This window comes from Treponema denticola, assembly GCF_024181405.1.
GTDB lineage: Bacteria > Spirochaetota > Spirochaetia > Treponematales > Treponemataceae > Treponema_B > Treponema_B denticola_D.
Map to the genome: position 1 here is coordinate 2220590 of NZ_CP051302.1, position 20754 is coordinate 2241343.

The 20754-nt window shown below is 38.7% G+C and carries 21 protein-coding genes and 1 pseudogene; 13 read left to right on the top strand and 9 right to left on the bottom strand.

What is annotated here, in order from left to right:
• Positions 1-20: 20 nt before the first annotated feature.
• The 3 genes and pseudogenes from HGJ18_RS10440 to HGJ18_RS10450 all read right to left on the bottom strand — a co-directional run.
• Entirely contained in the window at positions 21-242 is a 222-nt protein-coding gene (locus HGJ18_RS10440; protein ID WP_253696319.1) for a DUF6110 family protein, read from the bottom strand.
• A 77-nt stretch (positions 243-319) separates the two neighbouring features.
• Entirely contained in the window at positions 320-2296 is a 1977-nt protein-coding gene (ftsH, locus tag HGJ18_RS10445; protein ID WP_253696320.1) for an ATP-dependent zinc metalloprotease FtsH, read from the bottom strand.
• A 254-nt stretch (positions 2297-2550) separates the two neighbouring features.
• Positions 2551-2898 (bottom strand): annotated as a pseudogene (locus tag HGJ18_RS10450) (PD-(D/E)XK nuclease family transposase); the annotation flags it as partial.
• Between the two features lie 695 nt (positions 2899-3593).
• Between HGJ18_RS10450 and HGJ18_RS10455 the strand changes: the two are divergent.
• The 6 genes from HGJ18_RS10455 to HGJ18_RS10480 all read left to right on the top strand — a co-directional run bounded on the left by HGJ18_RS10455 (position 3594) and on the right by HGJ18_RS10480 (position 9531).
• Positions 3594-6311, top strand: a complete 2718-nt coding sequence (locus HGJ18_RS10455; RefSeq protein WP_253696324.1) for an efflux RND transporter permease subunit — start codon at positions 3594-3596, stop codon at positions 6309-6311.
• Entirely contained in the window at positions 6308-7081 is a 774-nt protein-coding gene (locus HGJ18_RS10460) for an outer membrane lipoprotein-sorting protein (RefSeq protein WP_253696326.1), read from the top strand. Before HGJ18_RS10455 ends, HGJ18_RS10460 begins: the two co-directional genes overlap by 4 nt.
• A gap of 69 nt (positions 7082-7150) precedes the next feature.
• Entirely contained in the window at positions 7151-8569 is a 1419-nt protein-coding gene (locus HGJ18_RS10465) for a hypothetical protein (RefSeq protein WP_253696328.1), read from the top strand.
• A gap of 64 nt (positions 8570-8633) precedes the next feature.
• Entirely contained in the window at positions 8634-8834 is a 201-nt protein-coding gene (locus tag HGJ18_RS10470) for a DUF2281 domain-containing protein (protein ID WP_253696329.1), read from the top strand.
• A complete protein-coding gene (locus tag HGJ18_RS10475; protein ID WP_253696330.1) occupies positions 8834-9211 on the top strand; it encodes a type II toxin-antitoxin system VapC family toxin in 378 nt (125 codons plus the stop codon). Before HGJ18_RS10470 ends, HGJ18_RS10475 begins: the two co-directional genes overlap by 1 nt.
• Before the next feature lie 92 nt (positions 9212-9303).
• Positions 9304-9531, top strand: a complete 228-nt coding sequence (locus HGJ18_RS10480; RefSeq protein WP_253696331.1) for a NifU family protein — start codon at positions 9304-9306, stop codon at positions 9529-9531.
• 15 nt (positions 9532-9546) lie between these two features.
• Here the strand turns inward: HGJ18_RS10480 and deoD are convergent, their stop codons facing one another.
• The gene (deoD, locus tag HGJ18_RS10485; protein WP_253696332.1) at positions 9547-10248 is read right to left on the bottom strand and encodes a purine-nucleoside phosphorylase; all 702 of its coding nucleotides are present in this window, start codon (positions 10246-10248) and stop codon (positions 9547-9549) included.
• 363 nt (positions 10249-10611) lie between these two features.
• On the opposite strand from deoD, the gene HGJ18_RS10490 reads away from it, so the two are divergent.
• On the top strand, positions 10612-11280 hold the full coding sequence (locus tag HGJ18_RS10490; protein WP_253696333.1) for an HlyC/CorC family transporter associated domain-containing protein: 669 nt from the start codon (positions 10612-10614) through the stop codon (positions 11278-11280).
• Positions 11281-11341: 61 nt separating this feature from the next.
• On the opposite strand, the gene HGJ18_RS10495 is transcribed toward HGJ18_RS10490, so the two are convergent.
• Positions 11342-12439, bottom strand: a complete 1098-nt coding sequence (locus tag HGJ18_RS10495) for an amidase domain-containing protein (RefSeq protein ID WP_253696334.1) — start codon at positions 12437-12439, stop codon at positions 11342-11344.
• A gap of 14 nt (positions 12440-12453) precedes the next feature.
• Complete coding sequence (locus HGJ18_RS10500) at positions 12454-12978, bottom strand: PsbP-related protein (RefSeq protein ID WP_253696335.1); 525 nt, start codon at positions 12976-12978, stop codon at positions 12454-12456.
• Between the two features lie 190 nt (positions 12979-13168).
• Here HGJ18_RS10500 and pdxS point away from each other — a divergent pair, with 190 nt between their 5' ends.
• On the top strand, positions 13169-14017 hold the full coding sequence (gene pdxS / locus HGJ18_RS10505) for a pyridoxal 5'-phosphate synthase lyase subunit PdxS (RefSeq protein WP_002687166.1): 849 nt from the start codon (positions 13169-13171) through the stop codon (positions 14015-14017).
• Between the two features lie 88 nt (positions 14018-14105).
• Here the strand turns inward: pdxS and HGJ18_RS10510 are convergent, their stop codons facing one another.
• The gene (locus tag HGJ18_RS10510; protein WP_253696337.1) at positions 14106-15347 is read right to left on the bottom strand and encodes a galactokinase; all 1242 of its coding nucleotides are present in this window, start codon (positions 15345-15347) and stop codon (positions 14106-14108) included.
• Between the two features lie 85 nt (positions 15348-15432).
• On the opposite strand from HGJ18_RS10510, the gene HGJ18_RS10515 reads away from it, so the two are divergent.
• From HGJ18_RS10515 to HGJ18_RS10525, 3 genes are read left to right on the top strand one after another with little or no spacing between them, the layout of a single operon-like run.
• A complete protein-coding gene (locus HGJ18_RS10515; RefSeq protein ID WP_253696339.1) occupies positions 15433-16140 on the top strand; it encodes a tRNA 2-thiocytidine biosynthesis TtcA family protein in 708 nt (235 codons plus the stop codon).
• Positions 16141-16188: 48 nt separating this feature from the next.
• A complete protein-coding gene (locus HGJ18_RS10520) occupies positions 16189-16410 on the top strand; it encodes a DUF1902 domain-containing protein (RefSeq protein WP_002666045.1) in 222 nt (73 codons plus the stop codon).
• Entirely contained in the window at positions 16410-16604 is a 195-nt protein-coding gene (locus tag HGJ18_RS10525) for a type II toxin-antitoxin system HicA family toxin (RefSeq protein WP_253696341.1), read from the top strand. The genes HGJ18_RS10520 and HGJ18_RS10525 overlap by 1 nt, the downstream gene beginning before the upstream one ends.
• 15 nt (positions 16605-16619) lie before the next feature.
• On the opposite strand, the gene arcA is transcribed toward HGJ18_RS10525, so the two are convergent.
• Positions 16620-17852 carry an arginine deiminase gene (gene arcA, locus HGJ18_RS10530; RefSeq protein ID WP_253696343.1) on the bottom strand — a complete coding sequence of 411 codons (1233 nt, stop codon included), beginning with the start codon at positions 17850-17852 and terminating at the stop codon, positions 16620-16622.
• 173 nt (positions 17853-18025) lie between these two features.
• On the opposite strand from arcA, the gene HGJ18_RS10535 reads away from it, so the two are divergent.
• Together HGJ18_RS10535 and HGJ18_RS10540 are read left to right on the top strand one after the other, a co-directional pair.
• A complete protein-coding gene (locus tag HGJ18_RS10535; protein ID WP_253696345.1) occupies positions 18026-19459 on the top strand; it encodes a M20 family peptidase in 1434 nt (477 codons plus the stop codon).
• Positions 19460-19523: 64 nt separating this feature from the next.
• Positions 19524-20006, top strand: a complete 483-nt coding sequence (locus HGJ18_RS10540; RefSeq protein ID WP_253696347.1) for a ferritin — start codon at positions 19524-19526, stop codon at positions 20004-20006.
• A 60-nt stretch (positions 20007-20066) separates the two neighbouring features.
• On the opposite strand, the gene deoC is transcribed toward HGJ18_RS10540, so the two are convergent.
• Positions 20067-20717: a deoxyribose-phosphate aldolase gene (deoC, locus tag HGJ18_RS10545; protein ID WP_253696349.1), complete on the bottom strand. Its 651-nt coding sequence runs from the start codon at positions 20715-20717 to the stop codon at positions 20067-20069.
• Positions 20718-20754: the final 37 nt, after the last annotated feature.

Here is a 20754-nt window from a genome sequence, read left to right on the forward strand (position 1 = left end):
AAGAGTTAAAAAAAGTCAGGCTAGTTTGCTGCCGAAGCGGCTTCTTTGTTATAAGCTGCTTCCGCCATTATATCTTGAGCGTCTTCTTTTACGGTTTCAACGAAAGCGGCTGCGTCGTCTTTTAATTTTAAGCCGGCCCCAACTACCTTGGCACAAGCCTTTTTAAAATTAGCGTTTCTGGCTAAAAGAACTGCGGCACCGCCTGCAACAACACCGAGTGCAAATGCTCCCCATCTGGTCATATATACCTCCAATAATCCTATCTTTGTAGGGCGTATTTTATCATTTTTTTATTATCATTGCAAGTATAAATTACTTTCTACTCATCTTCTTTTTCAAAAAGTTTAGGAGCCTTCTCCTCAGCGATTATCGCATCGAATTCTTCGTTTTCTATGGTTTCCTTTTCTAAAAGGGTTGTTGCTATCTTTTCCAAAAGATGCTTTTTTTCGTTCAGCATTTTTATAACACCCTCATATCGGGTATTGATTATCTTTGCGATTTCTTCATCGATGTATTGCTGGGTTGTTTCGGCATATTCACGCACCAACCTGGGTTCATTATCGCCAAGATATCCGGCACCCCGCTTGCTCAAGGCTACGTTTTTAAATTTAGAACTCATACCGTAATCGGTTATAAGGCTTCGGGCAATATCGGTGGCACGGGTTAAATCGTTTGCAGCTCCGGTAGAAACCATATTGAATTTTACCTGTTCGGCGGCACGGCCTCCTAAAAGAACATCTATCTCGGCCAAAAGCTGTTTTTCGGTAACGATGTGTTTATCGTCTTCGGGAATATGGAAGGTATAGCCCAAAGTCGAGGTTCCGCGCGGAACAATAGTTACCTTATGTACCTTATCGGCTCCATCGGTAAAGCTGCCCACGATGGCATGACCTGTTTCATGATAGGCTATTACTTTTCTTTCTTCTTCGCGGATTACGCGGGATTTTTTCTGTAAGCCTATCATTGCCTTTTCAACGGCTTCATCCAAGTCAGTCATAATGACGGTCTTTCTTTTTCCTCGGACAGCCAAAAGAGCGGCCTCGTTTATAATATTTGCAAGGTCGGCACCTGAACAGCCGGCTGTAATTCGGGCTATCGCAGACAAGTCGGCCGAAGCATCCAGTTTTACATTTTCTGCATGAAGCTTAAGAATCTGCTCTCTTCCCTTTACATCGGGGCGGTCAACCACAACCTGCCTGTCAAAGCGGCCGGGTCTTAACAAGGCCGGATCCAAAACATCGGGGCGGTTGGTGGCAGCCAAAAGAATCAAGCCCGTCTTATTGTCAAAGCCATCCATTTCAACCAAAAGCTGGTTCAAAGTTTGTTCCCGCTCATCATTTGAGCTGTAAGAATTATGACGCGATTTTCCGATAGCATCCAATTCGTCTATAAAGATAATACAGGGAGCTTTTTCACGGGCCTGCCTGAATAGGTCACGCACACGGGAAGCTCCTACACCGACAAACATTTCGACAAAGTCCGAGCCGCTTATTCTAAAGAAGGGAACCCCTGCTTCTCCTGCAACGGCTCGCGCAAGAAGGGTTTTTCCCGTTCCGGGAGGACCTACCAAAAGAACACCTCGCGGAATCTTTCCGCCTATTTCGGTATATTTTTGAGGATATTTTAAGAAGTCTACAACTTCCATTAATTCTTCTTTAGCTTCATCGACGCCTGCGACATCCTTAAAGCGGGTTTCAACCTTTCCCTCGTCGATTGCAGCACTTCTAGCCTGCCCGGGAGAAAAAATACTTCCGCCCAAACCGCCCATCCCCTTGGTCATCCGCCTCATGATGGCACGCCAAACAAGGAATATCAAAAGGAAGGGGAGAACCCACTGTAAAAGAAGCTCAACAATATAACTTCTTTCCTTAGGCTTTACATGATAAACCACATGATGGTCATCCAAAAGCTGTAAAAACTCCGAGGTGTATATCCCGACTGTTACATATTCATTAGTATTTTTTTGTACCGACAAAAATGAAAATAAAGAGGTATTTGAAGAATCATTATCCTGTATGCTGGTATAACCGGTAAAATAAACAGGGCCGAGAACAACCTTTTTTATCTGTCCCGTTGTAATTCTATCCTTAAATTCAGAAAAAGGAATCAGGGCGGAACTATTGAGCACCATTAACTGATTAATTAAGATAAAAATGATAACTACAAGCGGCGCTAAAAGCCATAAAGAAAAAAACGGCTTCTTGGGAGATTTTTTATCGTCTCCATCGGAATCCGGTCCGAAATTAAAAAAGTTAAAGGGATCGTTTTGGTTTTTATCGTCGTTATTTTTACTCATACATTCTCCAACTAATATCTCTAATTTATTTTACTATAATACATAAAAAATAAGAAAAAGTCGATAGGAAGGCAAATTTATATTTTAATTAAGGAAAACGTTTTTATAGAAAAACTACCATCAAACCGGAATTTTTTCCAACTTTCGGGCATCGTTCAACAATTTACTCTGGATGTACATTCGTAATCGGACACAGATGTCCGTGGTTATGGCCAAACTATAATTTTCTCAAAAAAAGGGGATTCGCCCCTAAATTAGAGCTTCTCTATCTCTTCTTTACTGAGACCGGTCATTTGTACGATAAATCCAAGCTCACAGTTTGCTTTTTTCATCAATCTTGCCGTTTCAAGTTTAGTTTGATAAGAGCCGTCAGCAAAACCTTGTTCAATACCTTCTTGCCGCCCTTTTATTTCGCCCTGCAATATTCCCACTTCAATACCCTGTCGATAACCCTCGCTTATACATGAAGCCCTGTCGTGTTCATATTTCATACGGGAATCATATAACCATTTATCTCTAGGACTCATTTCCATTACAGAAATAGCGGCATTTGCTTTTTTCATCATCGACGATTCTTGTTCTAACATTTTCCTCACCTCCCAATCAATTAGGGGAGGAAAGACAACCCGACAGAACAGGTTTGCCTTGAGGCTGCGCTGGCTGTACCTTTCCTCCCCTATAACCCCTCCTATCTTTACCTCGAAGCTATGCCGGTTGTTCCCGTCTGCCAAAGGGAGCTCCCTTTGGAAACCCCTTCTTAACTTTTGATATATTAAAGCGTATTACCATTATTATAATAGCATTCGACTAAAGATTTTACAATAGTCTTGACCTTGTTTTATGTTTTCGTTGTACATTTTAAACCAATAATACAGGGTTCATTTTTTACCCCTTGTAAAAATTATTTAACTAAGGAAGAAAAATTCCCCCTTTTCATAATTATTGTACGAAAAGTTTGCAATAAATAGCAAAATTCTATTGATTTCAAACTCAATTAGAGAATTGACCTTTCTTCTGTTTTAATCTCGACTTAAAGAATAAAATAGAAACTTTTTAATAATGCCGGATTCCAAAGGGCGGCAAGCCCTTTGGCAGCGCGAGTACAACCAGCGTAGCTTCGAGGTAAAAGAGAGGGGGTTATAGGGGGAGAGTACAGCCAGCAAAGCTTCAAGGCTAAACCCTGCTCTGACTTGAAAAGCCCGTAAGGGAACGGGGTGTTCTCTCCCCCTAAACCATTGTATTGACAAAAAGATAAGACGGCTATATAATTAACAAATTTTGTCGAGGGAGCCCCATTATGAAAAAAAAAGAAAAAAAACGTATATTTTCCACAAAAAATTTTTATAAACATCCCGTATCAATGCTTATAACGATTCTTGCCATAACCTTGTTTTTTGCTCTTCAAATAATAAGATTAAATTTTGATAATAACAACTTCCGTTTTATTCCTAAAAATGATCCTTCCAGAATCAGTGCAAAAAAAATTGCCGACATTTTCGGAGAAGATGTACCGATTTTGATAGGTATAGAACGCCGTTTTTCTACCATCATTGACAAAGAATTTTTAGATGAAGTGAAACAACTGGATGAAAAACTAAAAGAAATCGACTTGGTAAAAAACACGACTTTGATAACAAATACAACTCATATAGACATAGGCGAAGAGGGAATTGTAAGCGAGCCCATTATTCCGCCGGACTTTTCGGGCACTGAAGAAGAAATTAAGGCTGTTAAACATAAGCTTCGCAACTGGGATATGTATGAACGGAGCCTTGTTTCCGAAGATTTACATGCAACCCAAATCTTTGTTTTTCTTAATGTAACGAATGAAGAAAGCGGTTCTCCCGAAACTATTGCGGCCTGCCGTAAAATTATGAAACTGACAGAATCCTGGAATTTTCCCGATTCTAAAATTTACCTGACGGGAACACCCATTTTTAACGAGATAGTAAATGAGGCAACCGCCCATGACTTAAGCTTTTTAGTTCCTCTGGTTATCATTGTCGTTTTAGGCGTCTTATTTCTTTCTTTTAAAAGATTTACCGGTGTATTTTTACCTCTTTTGACGGTTATATGCTCCGTAATCTGGTCACTTGGAGCAATGGCTCTTTTTAACGTTCCCTTGTCGATTCTTTCTACAATTTTACCGATTATTTTAATTGCAGTCGGTTCGGCATACGGCATCCATGTTATCAACCACTATTATGACGAGGTCGTACAAGATGATTCCATCTCAAAGGAAGAACATAAAGAACAGGTTGTTAAGGCCTTAAGCGAGGTTATAAGGCCGGTTTTTTTGGCCGCTCTCACAACCTTCGCAGGCTTTGTTTCTTTTTGCTTTACCTCCGTCGTCCCCATCTTCGAATTCGGTATCTTTTCGAGCTTCGGCGTTGCTGCAGCATTTTTAATATCCATAACCTTAATTCCCGGCATATTGATATTAAGAGGGCCCAAAAAGCCGTCAATGCGTTGGGCATCCAAAAAAGATAACACCAGCCGTTTGGATCGCGGCATTGCAAGTACCTTTGTAATCATTGCAGAACATTCCCGCTCGGTAATTCTTTTTGTCGGCCTCATAGTAGTTTTTTCCATATTTGGAGTAAAAAAACTAGTTATCGATAATGTTTTAATGGAATACTTTGATAAAGATGTCGCAGTAATTCAATCCGATAGTTTTATGCGTAAACACTTCGGCGGTTCAAAAGTGCTTGAAATGGTAATTAAGGCTAAAGACGGTTCCGATATTTTACGTCCGGATATTTTAAAAGCTATCGATGATCTTTCTTCTTTTTTGGAAGAAGAAATCGAAGATGTAGGCAAGGTTACCTCCATTGTTCCCCTAATTAAGCGTTTAAATCAGGTGTATAATGCCGATGAATCCCCTGAAGAAATTTCTAAAGGAAGTCAAGGTGCCGGCGAAGATATAAATGAAACAGAACCTTCAGACGATTTCGGAGACTTCGGAAATTTTGAAGAAGAATCAGATGACGCCGATACTCAACTTGCAAAAAACACCCCTAAACCTAAAAAGCAATACAGCCAAGAAGACATTATGGCTATACTGAACGAAGCTGCGGAAGAAAGGACCAAAAAAAATCTTCCTGCAGAAAAGCTCGTTTACGAATTCGGGAAAAAGGTAAACTACAAAGGACTTGCCTACTATGAAATTCCAACCGATCCTAAAAAATACGGCAGAAATTCGCAAGAAGAACTTTCGGCCATAATGCAAAACTATCTTATCCTTTTAGGAAAAAATACTGAAGGCTTTTTAGATAATAATACAAATCCCAAAACATTAAAAGTGAACATTCAGCTCCGAACTGTCGGACAGCAGGATACCGACAAGGTTCTGGAAGAAATTAACGAATTTGTACGCCTTAGATTCCCCAAGGATGTAATCGCTGAAACAGGCGGTTTTGTATTGGTCGAAAAGACCTTAAACAAGCTCGTAGTAGAATCCCAATTGATTTCGGTTGGTGTTTCTCTTCTTATAGTATTTTTGATTCTTTCAATATATTATAGGTCAGCCTTTGCAGGCCTTTTTGGAATTATTCCGCTGGCACTTTCTATCTTGATTAACTTCGGTATCATGGGCAGATTAGGTATAAAGTTAAACATAGGAACTGCAATGGTTGCAAGTTTTGCAATAGGAATAGGAGTTGATTATACAATTCATCTTTTGGCAGCCTATCATAAATGCTTTTTAAAAACACAGGGCAGCGGTCAATTTTTGTATCTAACCTTCTTGGGCTCGGGAAAAGCAATCTTATTCAATGCCGTATCCGTAGGAGCAGGTTTTGCAGTTTTAATGCTCTCAAAATTTAACATGCTTTCAGAGCTGGGCTTTTTAATTGCCCTGATAATGATAACAAGCTCCCTAGGCAGCTTGACTATTCTTCCGGTTTTATTAAATTTAATGAAACCAAAGTTTATAAGAAAACTTTTACCTGTAGATATAAAGGAAGTCAAAAACGAACATCCTTTTAATGAAGTAAAAGATACGGAGGAAGTATGAAAAAATTTACTTTAAGTTTAATTTTTGCTATCGGATTTTGCAGTTTAATCTTTGCCCAAAGTGCAGAAGAAATTGTAGCTAAAACAAAGACAAAAAACACGGCATCTTCACTTGGCTCGGAATCAAGTTTAGATATGCAGTCAGGCGGAAAAACCCTTTCAACATTAGAGATTAGACAATATTCTTCTTTAGACAAAAACGGTTTACAGAGAATGTTTGTCGAAATAAAGAATCCCCCGTCTTATAAGGGCTCAAGATTTTTAATGATTGAAAAAGCCGACGGCTCCACGGACCAGAAAATGTATTTGGCTCAAACAAAAAAGGTGCAAAAAATATCGGCTCAAGGAAGTGCCGATGAGTCATTTATGGGTTCGGACTTTTCAAATAACGATATTTCGTTTATGGAAAGGGACACAAAGCTCGATAATTTTAAAATTTTAGGTGAAGAAGAATATGAAGGAAAATCCGTCTATCTTATAGAGTCTACACCCAAGGATAAAAATTATACATATTCAAAAACCATAATGCGGATCACAAAGGATAAAAATCTTTTACTAAAGGCCGAATTTTATCAAGGTTCTCAGCTCGTAAAGATTCTTGAGCTTTACGATTATAAAGAAGTAAGCGGAATAATGACAGCCCATAAAACAAAACTGTCCACCGTCAAAACAAATACTTCAACCATAATCACAATAAAAAGAATAGAATACGGTATGAAGATACCCGATTATATTTTTACACAAAAATACCTGGAAACAGGCAAAAAATAAATTATTTAGAAATTAAGGGAGACCTTAAACTCAAATTTAGTTAAGGTCTCCCAAAAGGTATTTTATAATATGAAAAAGTCTTTCTTTACGTTAGTTTTTATCTTTTTTATAAGTTCATTGATTTTTAGCGAAGATGACAGCTTAGGAGATTTCGGTTTTGATGATGAAGAAAGCGGAACCGAATCAAGCGTATTCAGCATAGATTTCGGCGGTGCTTTTTATGCGGGAACAGAGGTCTTCTTTGATGCCTTTAAAAAGCCTGAAAACCTTAAACCACCCTTCCCTCTTTGGGGCAGCCTCCATTTAGAAGCAAAGTCGCCCCTTGCCGAAGCCTATGCCTCGGTAAACTTAAACGCCAAAACTCTTATGCCGGGAATGGGTGAAAAAGCCGAATTCTTTCCCGGTCCTCTTTTCCCTAAATGGATTGACGAAGCCTATGTACAAGCCCTCACAGGCCCTGTCGTTTTCGGCGGAGGAATCAAAAAAATAAACTGGGGAAGAGCTAATTTTTTAAGTGTTTTGGATATTGTAAACCCCAAGGACTACGGCAAGCCCTACGAATTCTATCCCGAAAAAATTAAAAAAGCTTCTCCGATTTTTTTTCTTTCGGCCTATCTGCCAAAAGAAATGAAGCTTGAGCTTGTATATCTTCCGGTTTTTGAAGCCGATGAATTTACTCTCGACGGGCGATGGGAAAAAAACACCTTTGCAAACATTACGCAAGCTCTGCCTTCTGTGAATATGGCCTTAATTGAAGCAAAGAAAAAACTTTTTTCACAACAAGCCCCAAAGGCAACCACCTTTGATTATGCCCAAGGAGGCTTGCGTTATAGTCTGACAATAGATGGTAAACACGACCTAGGCTTTCAGTATTTTACGGGCTTTTTACATGAGCCTAATTTTAAATCGGACTATAAACCTTCCGCTCATACCGAAGCGGAATTTACACAAGTCTTCAATAAGGCAGAACTTATATACAACCGCTATCATCAAATCGGGGGCGATTATGAAGCAATGTTCGGACAGTTTACAGTACAGGCCGAACTTGCTGCAAACATAACCGGCGACTTAAAAGGAAACAATCCCGATATATATAACCCGAACCTTGCATGGAATTTAGGCCTTTTATACGCTCTTCCTAAAAATATAAACTTAAGACTTCAAGCCGCCGAAACCGTAAGACTTTTAAATTCGGGAATAAACCAGGATAAACTCAGCCTCGACACGGAAAAGGGAAGCCCGATAACCGATACCCGCCTCCTTTTCTCCATCTCTCAAACCTTGGTACGAGGCTCCCTTGAATGGAAGCTCAACGCTCTTGTAGGAATAGAAGATGCGGACTTTATGATAAACCCCGAGCTTTCGTGGCTTATAGGCACAATCGACTTCGATCTAGGCCTCGGCTTTTTCGGCGGCAAACAAAGCGGTAAATTAGGCCGGTACCAAAACAATCATTTTATAAAAATTAGCATCGGCTATGAGTTTTAGAAAATTTTATAAATTGTAGTATTTTATCAGGAAATATGTTAAAATGATTTTATGGGAGGAAAGTATGCCATATATCGCTTTGGAAAAAAAGATAAATAACTTAACTTTAGAGCAGCAACAGTCTGTTTATGATTATGTAAATTTCCTTTTATATCAAAATACAGCCCAAAAAAATATACGCAGAAAACCCGGAGGCCTTGAAGGTAAATTTTATATGGCGGAAGATTTTGATAAAACTCCGGAATGTTTTAAGGACTATGTTTGATGTACCTGCTGGATACGCATACATTGCTATGGTTTTTAAGAGATTCTCCACAACTATCAAAAAAAGCTTTAGAGATAATTACTACAGAAAATAAAGTTTATGTCAGTATTGCCTCATTATGGGAAATAGCAATAAAAAAAAGTATAGGTAAACTTGAATTTGAACACTCTATAGAAAAAATCGCTGAATTATGTCATGAGAAGGATATTTTAATATTACAAATTCAACCCAAATACTTTGATAAAATAATAAAGCTGCCAAATATTCATAACGATCCTTTTGATCGTTTGATCATTGCTCAGGCAATAATTGAAAATTTGGTAATTATTACAAAAGATACAATCATTCCTAAATATAGTGTAAAAACTATTTGGTAGCTAAAAATATCCAATAGCTTGCTTCGCCTTGCTTTATTCTATTATTTTTTGTATATTTTGTGAAGTATTTATTAAGATAATGGGAGGTCATTATGTTGGTTAAAGAAGAAGTCGAAAAAGGCATAGCCTTGATAAGGCCTTATTTGCAGGCTGACGGAGGCGATATAGAGCTTGATTCGGTTGATAAAGCCGGAAAAGTTTATGTTAAATTAAAGGGAGCCTGCGGCTCATGTCCTATGGCTATCTACACTCTTAAAATGGGTGTTGAAGAACAGCTCAAGGACATGTTCCCCGAAGTTACCGAGGTAGTCGCAGTGTAAAATTTTTTAGAGCGGTTAAGCTATTATTGCCTCTAAGGCAATTTCCATCATGGTTTTAAAGGTAGTTTGCCGCTCTTCGGCACTTGTCTGCTCTTGTGTAACGATATTATCCGAAATGGTAAGAACGGCAAGGGCTTGGCGCTTATACTTTGCAGCCAGAGTATAAAGCTCTGCAGCTTCCATTTCAACAGCTAAAACCCCGTAAGCGGCCCACATCTTCCATGTTTCAAGGTCATCATAAAAAACATCAGAGCTGGCAATCGAGCCTACTAAGGGTTTAATTCCCATTTTTTGCGCATGGTCATAGGCATTTTTCAGCAAGCTCCAATCGGCGGTAGGAGCATAATGACAACCCCTAAAACGGTGCGTGTTAATACCCGAATCGGTAGAGGCCGACATAGCTAAAACTACATCCCGCAAGCCCATATCCTTTTGCAAGGCTCCGGCTGTTCCGATACGGATAGCCCTTTGTACGCCGTACTCGTTAAACAGCTCATTTGCATAGATCGAAAAAGAAGGCTGCCCCATTCCCGTTCCCTGAACCGAAACCCTTACACCCTTGTAGGTTCCCGTAAAGCCCAACATACCTCTAACCTTGTTATAACATTGGGGATTTTCCAAAAAATTATTTGCAACAAATTCCGCCCGTAAAGGATCTCCGGGCAAAAGAATCTTATCGGCAATTTCTCCTTGTTTTGCAGCTATATGAACACTCATCTTTACCTCCAATATATCTACGATAATATAAGTATACCCTATTCAAAACTAAAGTGCAAGACAAAAATCTTATTATGTAAAAACCTCGGTAGAATATGGCAGAAAACCGTATAATATGTAAAAAAATGCAATTTTTTTCGTTAAAACTATTGACATTTATTTTAAAATTAAGTATATTACTTTCACACACAGAAGATACACACTATTATTCTATTCACAAGCAGCCCTTTCTCCTCCTTTTCGGGCTGCTTTCTTTTTATAAAAACGAATATTCCTAAGCTCAAAAGCTAAAGATAAAAATATTGACAAAAAAAAATCTTTTAGGTATACTTTTACCGAAAGTCGGAGAAACAAAGGGGTCATATGCAAAAAATTAAAGCTTTTTTTCATCAACAAAATCTAAGACGAAGAGCGGCAAGATTGGCAGGACGAATCGAAATTGTCCTATCTTTTGCAATGCTTATTGGAATTTTAATTCTTTCAATTGAAATCTTCTTTGACTTAAAAGAAATGATTTTCGCATTTATTTACGACAAAAAAGTTCCTTCATTCTCCGAATTCTTATCATTGATATTTTCTCTTGTAATCGGTCTTGAATTTGTAAACATGCTTATAAAACATACACCGGGAAGTGCTCTTGAGGTTGTGCTTTATACTATTGCAAGAAAGATTATTGCCGATCACGGAAGTATGCTTGATGCACTTTTAGGTGTTGTAGCCATTGCAGCCTTATTTGCCGTAAAAAAATACTTAAACGAAGGCGGAGAGTACGGAGCCGGAAATGAATGTGATTATATCGTAAACGGCGGAACAAGTATCCATGAGATAAATCACAGGCTGGATTCGGATTTTGATGAGGCATACGGAAACACGGTTGCCGGCTATTTATTTAACTATCTTAAACAACAGGGCCGCTCACCCCACCTCGGTTTGGAAGCCGACATAGGAGAATATAAATTCATAATCCACGAAATGGATAATGACCTGATAAGGTATATTAAAATTCTTCCTGTAAATGAACATAAAAATTAAGTTTCGATTGAGTCCGGCATTTATGAGAGCAGACCTCCATAAAACAGGGTAAGCCTTCAAGCTAATTATTCGGGTTCAAATAAATTACTTCGGATTCATGCAAGTGAGGAAATGAGACCTGTTTACGGTCGTTTGTATGGCCATTAAACAATATGGTGATACTGTCATTGTATGTAATAAATACAACATGGGATTCTTTTATAAGACATATAAAACCGCCCTCACTTGCAGCAGAATAATTTGTTGAATAAAATATTTTTTTTTGCTGCATATAGTCGGTTATTCCGCTGCTGGTATATCGGGGACTTCCTGTCCTGATCCAAATCAGACTTTCAGGATACCAAGCAGCTGTCGGCGAAATTCCGCCCGCATAGATACATTGAGAAACATAGTTTGCACAATCATTATCATATGTCTTGTATTCTGGATTCCAAACCGAAATATCACTCGACATATTTAAGGGATTAGATGTGTATTTATTTGCATAGATGACGGCAGCTGCATTATTGTAATCAATCTTTTTTGAATTTGTATTAACGTGATATTTTATAAAATCAAAACCGTTTTGCATAAGCACCTCAGGCTCCGGAGGTTTTAAAGAAAAAGCATCTATTTTTGTATGATAGGTTGCTATTTCAATTTTTATATTTTCAAAATTATCTTTTTCGGTAAATGTGATCTTAAAAATATTGTTTTCAATTTGAGTTTTACCTATATACTTTTTTAATTCCGTAGTTCTTTTGTTGTATTGATTCAAAGCTTTTTTATTATCTTTAAAATATTCAACAGCCTTTTTCATTCCGGCAACAAAGGGAAGTTGATAAACCGAATTAAACTTCAACTTTTTTTCTATCGAAACAAAATAAAATCTTTCATTTGAACCATAGGATTCATCATCAGGTATATAATCGTAAACGGAAACATCCGGAATATCATAGTATTCCGAGTATAAACTATCAGCATATTGTTTAAAAAAAATCTCTTCTTTTGAATTTTCCTGTTTAGGTTTTGACTTTATGCTTACATCATGTTTACTTAAACCTGATTTTCCTTCTTTAAATTCTTTTATTATAGGATACAGTTTAAAAATTACAACTATCCAAAGTAAAATTATAAAGAGAACAAAAATAAGTTTTGCTTTTTTTACTTTTTTTTCCATGAAAGAAAACTAAATTACTCTTCTTCTTTTTTATCAAGTACCTGAAATGTTTTCATAGAGGCATCGAGCATTTCCACAATTTCCGGCTCTGCATCATAGGGCAAGGTAGCAGCACAGATATAAAGAATATTGTTGTGCTTAAAAAAATAAAAATAATGTTTTGCAATGCCTTTCCCTTCAGGCAGTTCTATAATTATTTTTCGGGATTCCAAATTATAATTATTTTCAAATTTTTCTTGCGTTATTACTGTATAAGAGGAGGCAGAGTCATCGGGCTCTTTTTGACCGGATAAATACTCACTGACTACTTCCTCCATTGAACCGGAAACTTCTTCGGAAACAAAAATCATATTTTGATTTTGCCCTTTTACCGAATCGCCGTATATTATCTTATATTTCAGCCCGGGATAAGTCATTGCTTCCCAACCGTCAGGCATTTCAAAGGTAAAATCCTTAAAGTCATCTATATAATAATCTTGAGATGACAGATAAGAAATCAGTATAAAGATAAAAAAAAGTATCGATAATTTTTTTTGCATAAAAAGGCTCCTAATATAAAACCAACCTTAAAAACTATACAAAAGATGAGGAAAAATGTCAAGGTTTATCTTTAACCGTTTAAATAACACGGTTAAAAAACACAGCCGGCTTTTAAAGTGATACCCTACTTTAACTTATCCCTGCTTTGCGGTATAATTGCACCCGTTCTAAACATTTATGGAGGTTTTTATGGATATTTTAGATAAACTGAGGGGCGGCGTCATTATGGACGTAACCAACCCCGAGCAGGCCAAGATTGCAGAAAATGCAGGTGCCGTTGCAGTCATGGCCCTCGAAAGAATTCCGGCCGATATAAGGGCAGCCGGAGGGGTCTCAAGAATGAGCGATCCTAAGATGATTAAAGAAATCATAAAGGCCGTAAAGATTCCCGTTATGGCAAAAGTCAGAATCGGCCACTTTGTAGAAGCTTCAATTTTGGAAGCTATCGGTATCGATTTTATTGATGAGTCCGAAGTTCTGTCTCCGGCAGATGAGGTTTACCATGTCGATAAAAACAAATTCAAAGTACCCTTTGTCTGCGGCGCCCGAAATTTGGGAGAGGCATTAAGGAGAATTCAAGAAGGCGCAAAGATGATCCGCACAAAGGGTGAGGCCGGAACCGGAGACGTTATTCAGGCTGTAAAACACATGCGCCAAATCCAAAGCGAAATGCGCCAACTTACAACACTTCGCGAAGATGAGCTCTATGTCGCTGCAAAGAATTTCCAAGTACCTTATGCCCTTGTAGAATATGTGCATAAGCACGGGAAGCTCCCCGTTCCGAACTTTTCGGCAGGAGGAGTTGCAACCCCCGCAGACGCAGCCTTGATGGTTCATCTCGGAGCTGACGGCGTTTTTGTCGGAAGCGGTATTTTTAAATCGGGCGATCCTGCAAAAAGAGCTGCCGCCATTGTAAAGGCCGTAAAGAATTACGATAATCCTGCAATCTTAGCAGAGGTTTCAGAAAACCTCGGCCCTGCCATGGTCGGAATCAACGAAGAAGAAATAAAAGTTATAATGAGCGAAAGAGGAGTCTAAGCCGCTTTTCTCAATCTTAAACAAAAAAGAGGTGTTTTATCGAGCTTCTAGACTCATTAAAACACCTCTTTTCGTTTTACACCTATCTTTATAAGATACGGACGCCTGCAGCACTTTTAAATTCAAAAAATTCGGGACTGCCTCCGGTTTTTTCAAAATACCTTTTATGTACCTCAAGATAAAATTCGTCAAGAGCATCTTTTTTTACCAAGGCCAGAATATAGCAGCCTTCGGTATTTCCGACTAACTTTGCTCCTCGGCATCCTCTTTGAATAATCGCTGTTTCAAAAAGAATATTTTGTTCGATACTCATAAGCTCAAAATCATCTCTCATCGAAATATGGGATTCACAAAGGAGTTTCCCCAAAAGATCCATGTCTCCCTTCTCTAAAGCCATTACCGCCTTGGAGGTTCTTGCGTTTTCGGTAATGCAGTGCTTTACCCTCCGCATAATTGTCTTATCCAAAAAACTAGGTTGATAGTACGTATAATCAGCCTCGGTTATTTCGCAAAGATGATCCAAGTCTAATTTGTTTTGTAAAATACGCAAGCCCTCTTCACACTCCATGTAGCGGATATTGGAAGAAGCTCTATAAGTTTCACTATTTGAGCGGGTACCTATTATTACTATTCCATATTCTCTTAAATTTAAGGGCAGACTTAAAAAAGAAAGATCCCTAGAGTCAAACAAATTAAGAGCATCTTGTTTTGCCGAAAAAGAAGATATTTGATTTGACAGCCCTCTCTTTGTGTTTAAGATTTCATGCTCGGCTTCCAGACAGAGCGAGGCTATAGTTTTAAAGCTTTCTTTAAGTTTAAATAGAGATAAGAGCCCGGTACAAACGCCCGCTTCAAAGGCCGGTAAGGAGGTCTGCCCTGTTTTAAAGCGTAACTTATCGAAGACCATTATATCAAACCCGCTTAAAGGATTTTCAAAATGCTTATTAATTTTTTGTGCCGTTAAAAGAATAATATTGAATATGGAGCTTGCAAAACCTTCTTTCCTGCTGTCCGGATTTTGATTTTTTCCGGCTTGTCCGCTTATAAGGCCTTCAAACTTTTTATTTAAAACCAAATCCGTCAAAGAAATTTTATCCGAGTTATTTTTTTTAATAAAAAAATAAATAGATTTATCGCAGCATAAATTTAAAACATTTCCGCCGTTATAATCCAGCTCTTCGCCCATGAGGGTCAAACTAAGAGGAGAGGCTATTAAAATTCCTTCTTCCGGCGAAGCGCCATACCCCCCCTCAAAAAGCTTTTTAAGTTCAAGTTTTAATTCGGCTTCGTCCATGTTTTCCAAATTTTTTATATCCGCATTAAAGTTCATACAACACCTCTATTCATTATCGGCAGGCAGCTTATTAAAACAAAAGCCATTGTCTTTTTTTTAAAAAAATATTATTCTCATATCCATGGCAAACCCCAAACTTTTTAGAACAATCGACAGGGCTGTTTTTGATTATAAGATGATAGAAGAAGGAGACCGAATTTTACTTGCTGCTTCAGGCGGAAAGGATTCTACGGCCTTAGCCGAGTATTTTTCAATGCGCTTAAAACGCCCCTCGCCTGGATTTGAAGTTCATGCTATGCACATAGCAACCGATGTAGCACCGCCCCTTTCTCCTGATTTAATAAAAATGTTTGAAAACTGGAATATTCCGCTCACAATAAAAACCGTTTCCGTCTTGGGAAGATTAAAACCTAATGAAAAGATGAATTGCTGGTGGTGCTCAACCCAAAGGCGCACCGAGCTAAATAAGTTTGCTATGGAGGAGGGCTTTAATAAGATAGCCTTAGGCCATCACTTGGATGATATTTTGGAAACCCTTTTGATGAATTCCTTAGAAAAGGGAATATTGTCTACAATGCCCCCCGTCTTAAAATTCGAAAAATATCCCGTTACGATGATAAGGCCGCTCTGCCTTGCAGACCTCCCCATGATTATCCGCCATTCGGAGCAGGCCGGCTATATATGTTCTACCTGCACCTGCAACTTTCAAGAAAACTCCGCCCGCAAAACAGCCCGCTCAAGACTCGACCGCCTGACAGGCGGCTCCTACAAGCTCAAGATAAATCTTTTTAATTCTCTAAAGAATATCTTACCTGAGTACCTGCCATGAAATAATTTACACTTGTAAAAATATCCCGCCTATGATAAACTTATAATCATGGAATATATCATTAAAATAAACTGGGACAATGAAGCCGGGGTATGGATAGCAACAAGCGATGATATAAGAGGCCTTGTTCTTGAAAGCGGTTCTATTGATGCCCTTATGGAAAGAGTACGATATGCCGTGCCTGATCTGCTCCAAGAGAATAATCAGATTCCTCACAATCAAACCACATTGCACTTTTGTGCCGAAAAATCCGAACGGATGTATGCATAATGGCACAGTATGAAAAAATTGTGAGAGAAATATTGCGTAAACATGGGTGTGCTTTTGTAAGGCACGGCAAGGGCGATCATGACATTTGGTATAGTCCAATAAACGACTGCCGTTTTACCGTTGATTCCAAAATAAAATCACGGCATACCGCTAATGCTATCATGAAGCAAAGCGGTATAGCCCATAAGTTTTAGTCTTTATGTAAAGTTTTATCTTATATCTTCCCTTAATAGAGGCATGCTCATACAGCGGGGGCCGCCGCGGCCGCGGGAAAGTTCACCGCAGGGCATTTCGAGGACTTTTAAGCCCTTCTTGTTTAAGATTTCGTTTGTAACATCGTTTCTTTCATAAACGACTATTGTGCCCGGGCTTATGCAGAGGGTATTGGAACCGTCATTCCACTGTTCGCGTTCGGCTGCAATCTTGTCGCCTCCGGCACATTGGATGAGCTCAACCTTTCCGGCTCCCGTATATTTTTCAAGCACCTTTTCCAAGGTAGAATCAATTTGTTTTACGCTAAGCTCTCCCTTTTTTGTTCCTCTTGTAATTTCAAAGACTCTTAAAGGTCCTAGAATTCCGGGGTGAATGGTAAATTTGTCAAAGTCTATTTGAGTAAAGACCGTGTCCAAGTGCATAAAGGCCCTGATTGCAGGGATTTGAAAGGCAAGGACGGTTTTTATAGGAGATGTTTCATTATCAAAGATATTGTTTGCTATAGAATCGATAGCGTTGGCAGATGTCCTCTGCGAAAGTCCTATCGCCAAAACATCTTTACCGATATTTAAGATATCTCCGCCTTCAATGCTGGGAGCATCATAACGGTTGTAGAATCTATTTACCTTTCCGGCATATTCGGGATGATAATCAAAGATGTACTCCCCGTAAATAGTTTCGCGGCATCTTGTTACCGAGTACATTTTATTTAAGCTGACTCCGTTTCCTATACATGCAAATGGGTCTCGGGTAAAGTATAGATTAGGCATGGGATTTATAAGCATAGAACCCGAATCCAAAACATAGTGCGAAAGCGAATGTGTATTCTTAAAGGGTATCTCGTTTGCGTTTACACCTTCCATTGTTTTTAGGATAAGTTCTTTCGGATCCTTGATTGCATTAAGAAAATCATAGATCATTTTTTGATAATATTCGGAATAGATGTCAGCTTCGTTAATATACTGCTTTATAAATTTTTCGCGGATTTCCGCACTTTGAGAAACAGCCTCAGCCGCCAAGTCTTCAAGATATACAACCTCAACTCCGTTTTTTGATAGAATATCGGCAAAAGCATCGTGTTCTTTTTGGGCCATTTTTAAAAACGGAATATCGTCAAACAATAGTTCATCAAGTTTATCGGGGGTAAGATTTAAGAGTTCCTTTCCGGGGCGGTGCAGGAGCACCTTTTTTAGTTTTCCTATTTCGCTTGTAACATTTATGACAGCCATGCAATTCTCCTAAAGTTTAATAATCCGGATGATTGTACAGGATAAAGACAAAGAATTCAATAGGGAAGATTCAGATACCTAAGGTCGAATTGTCATGCGTACTTTACACTTAAGCCTTTGTCAATTTCGAGACTTTATGCTATAATATTAAACATAAAAAAGGGAGAAACCTTATGAATTATTTTTACCTATTATTTTTACTTCTTGTATTTCCCTTAGTTTTGCTGCTAAGGGCTCTCACATTTAAACCTAAAAAACAGAATAAACTTATCGTAGAAAATGTCGATATGGACTTTGATAAGGCCATAAGCCGGTTTGCAGGGATGATAAAGATTCCTACGGTATCTCACGCCGATGTCAGTCTTGAAGACCCGTCAGTTTTTAAGAAATTCCAAGACTATCTGAATGAGGCCTACCCTCTTGTTACAAAAACCTGTCCGCGCCGAATCTTAGGACCTAAGGGGCTCCTTTATCATTGGAAGGGCAAGAGCTCCGAAAAGGCTTCGGTTTTTATGGCTCATTATGATGTAGTCCCCGTAAATCGGGAGGGCTGGAGCCGAGATCCCTTCGGGGCTGAAATTATAGATAATGTACTCTGGGGACGCGGTACCTTGGATACTAAGTGTACCCTTTGCGGCGTAATGGAAGCTGCCGAGTATCTTCTTTCAAAGGGCTTCATACCCGAACATGACATCTATCTTTCTTTTTCAGGGGATGAAGAACCGCACGGCCCAAGCTGCCCCGCAATAGTCGAAGAGCTTAAAAAAGAAAATATAAATGTGGAGTTCGTTCTTGATGAGGGCGGGGCCGTAGTTGAAGGTATTTTCCCCGGCATCAAAGAAAGGTTTGCCGTAATAGGTATAGGAGAAAAGGGACAGATGGATGTGGAGCTTTCGATGGAAAGTAAGGGCGGACACGCTTCAACGCCTCCTAAGCACACGATTGTAGGTAAATTGGCTCAAGCTGTCTGCAACATCGAAAACAATCCCCTCCCCATGCATGTAACACCTCCGGTTTCGGCTATGTTCGATGTCCTCGGCCGTCATGCAAGCCTTGGAATGAGGTTAGTCTTTGCAAACCTAAAAGTTTTTTATCCCCTATTTAACATGCTTACCAAAAAAACAGGCGGAGAATTAAACGCCATGCTCCGCACCACAACAGCCGTAACAAAGATGGCCGGCTCCGATGCCTTTAATGTTATCCCGCCTAAGGCAAACATAGGAATCAATATCCGCTATTTAGCCGAAGACGGAAGAGAGAACATTATTTCTCATTTTAAAAGAGTAATAAAAAACGAAGCTGTAAAAATTGAAGTCAAATACGATGAAGAACCCAGCCGTTATTCAAAAATAGATTGCCCCGAATTTGAGCTTTTAAGCGATGCAATCAGACAAACTTGGGAAAAGACATTAGTAACTCCTTATCTGATGATGGCCTGTTCGGACTCCCGCCATTACTCAAAAATATCGGATAAGGTTTATAGATTTTCTGCAATGCACCTAACAAAAGAAGAGAGAGGCTTAATTCACGGCAATGATGAAAGAATCCGCTTGGACGAGTTTAAAAGAACTCTCGCATTCTTTGTACGAATAATGAATAAATTTTAACTTGACTGTAGACAAAAATAGTAGTATCTTTAATACATTATACATATATAAGGCGGTAAATATTATGAACGAAAAAATTACAAAGGCTTTAAACGAGCAGATTAACAAGGAAATGGAATCGGCTTATTTATATTTAGGAATGGCTGTACATTTTGAAGCTGAGGCTCTTACAGGTTTTGCCCATTGGATGCAGGAGCAAGCTAAGGAAGAAATGGAACATGCTCTTAAGATATACAGATACTTGTTTGAGATAGGAGCAAAGCCTGTTTTGGGAGCCATCGGTGCCCAAAGTACCGAATACGGAAAACCCATCGATGTAATCAAAAAGGTTTTGGAACATGAAAAATTTGTAACTGCTTCTATCACAAGCCTTTACGAGTTGGCCCTAGCCGAAAAAGATTACAAAACCCAAAGCTTTTTAACTTGGTTTATCAATGAGCAGGTTGAAGAAGAAGCCAATGTTACGGCTATCTTGGATAAGTTTAAATATATTGACAACAATGCAGGTCTTATGATTTTGGATAAAGAACTTGCAGCACGAGCTTAAATTATTATAAATCGTTAAAAGCCTAAAAAAACCGGCCCATTAAGGCCGGTTTTTTTTAATTTACTTGCCGGTAACTATTGCAATACCGCTGCTTGCACCTATCCTTGAACAGCCCAAACCGATATAGGTTTCTGCATCTTCACGGGTACGTACGCCGCCTGAAGCTTTTATCTTCGTATCTTTTTTTAAGTATTTTTTAAATAGTTTTATATCCTCAACCGAAGCACCGCGGGAGCCGTAGCCTGTCGAGGTCTTTATAAAATCAGCTCCGGCCTTTTCAATAATTGCACAAATATCAGCAATATTTTTTTCTTCAAGATAACAGGTTTCGACAATTACTTTAAGAAGAACATTCTTTTCATGGCAGGCCTTTGTTATGGCACTCACTTCATTTTGAGTATATTCCAAATCTCCTTCTAAAAGTTTCCCGACATTTATAACCATGTCTATCTCTTCAGCACCGGCTTCTATTGCCTTTTTAGCTTCTTCTACCTTTACTTCTGTTGAAGAAGTCCCAAAGGGAAAAGAAATAACGCTGCACACCTTTACATCGGAACCTTTCAGCTCCTTTCTCACCAATGAAACATTGCAAGGGTTTACACAAACGGAAGCAAAATGATACTCTTTTGCTTCATTACAAATTTTAATTATATCCTTTTCGGAAGCTGTCGGTTTAAGAAGGGTATGATCTATATATTTATTTAATTCCATATTTGAACTCCTCATTTAAAAATAATATATATTTTGT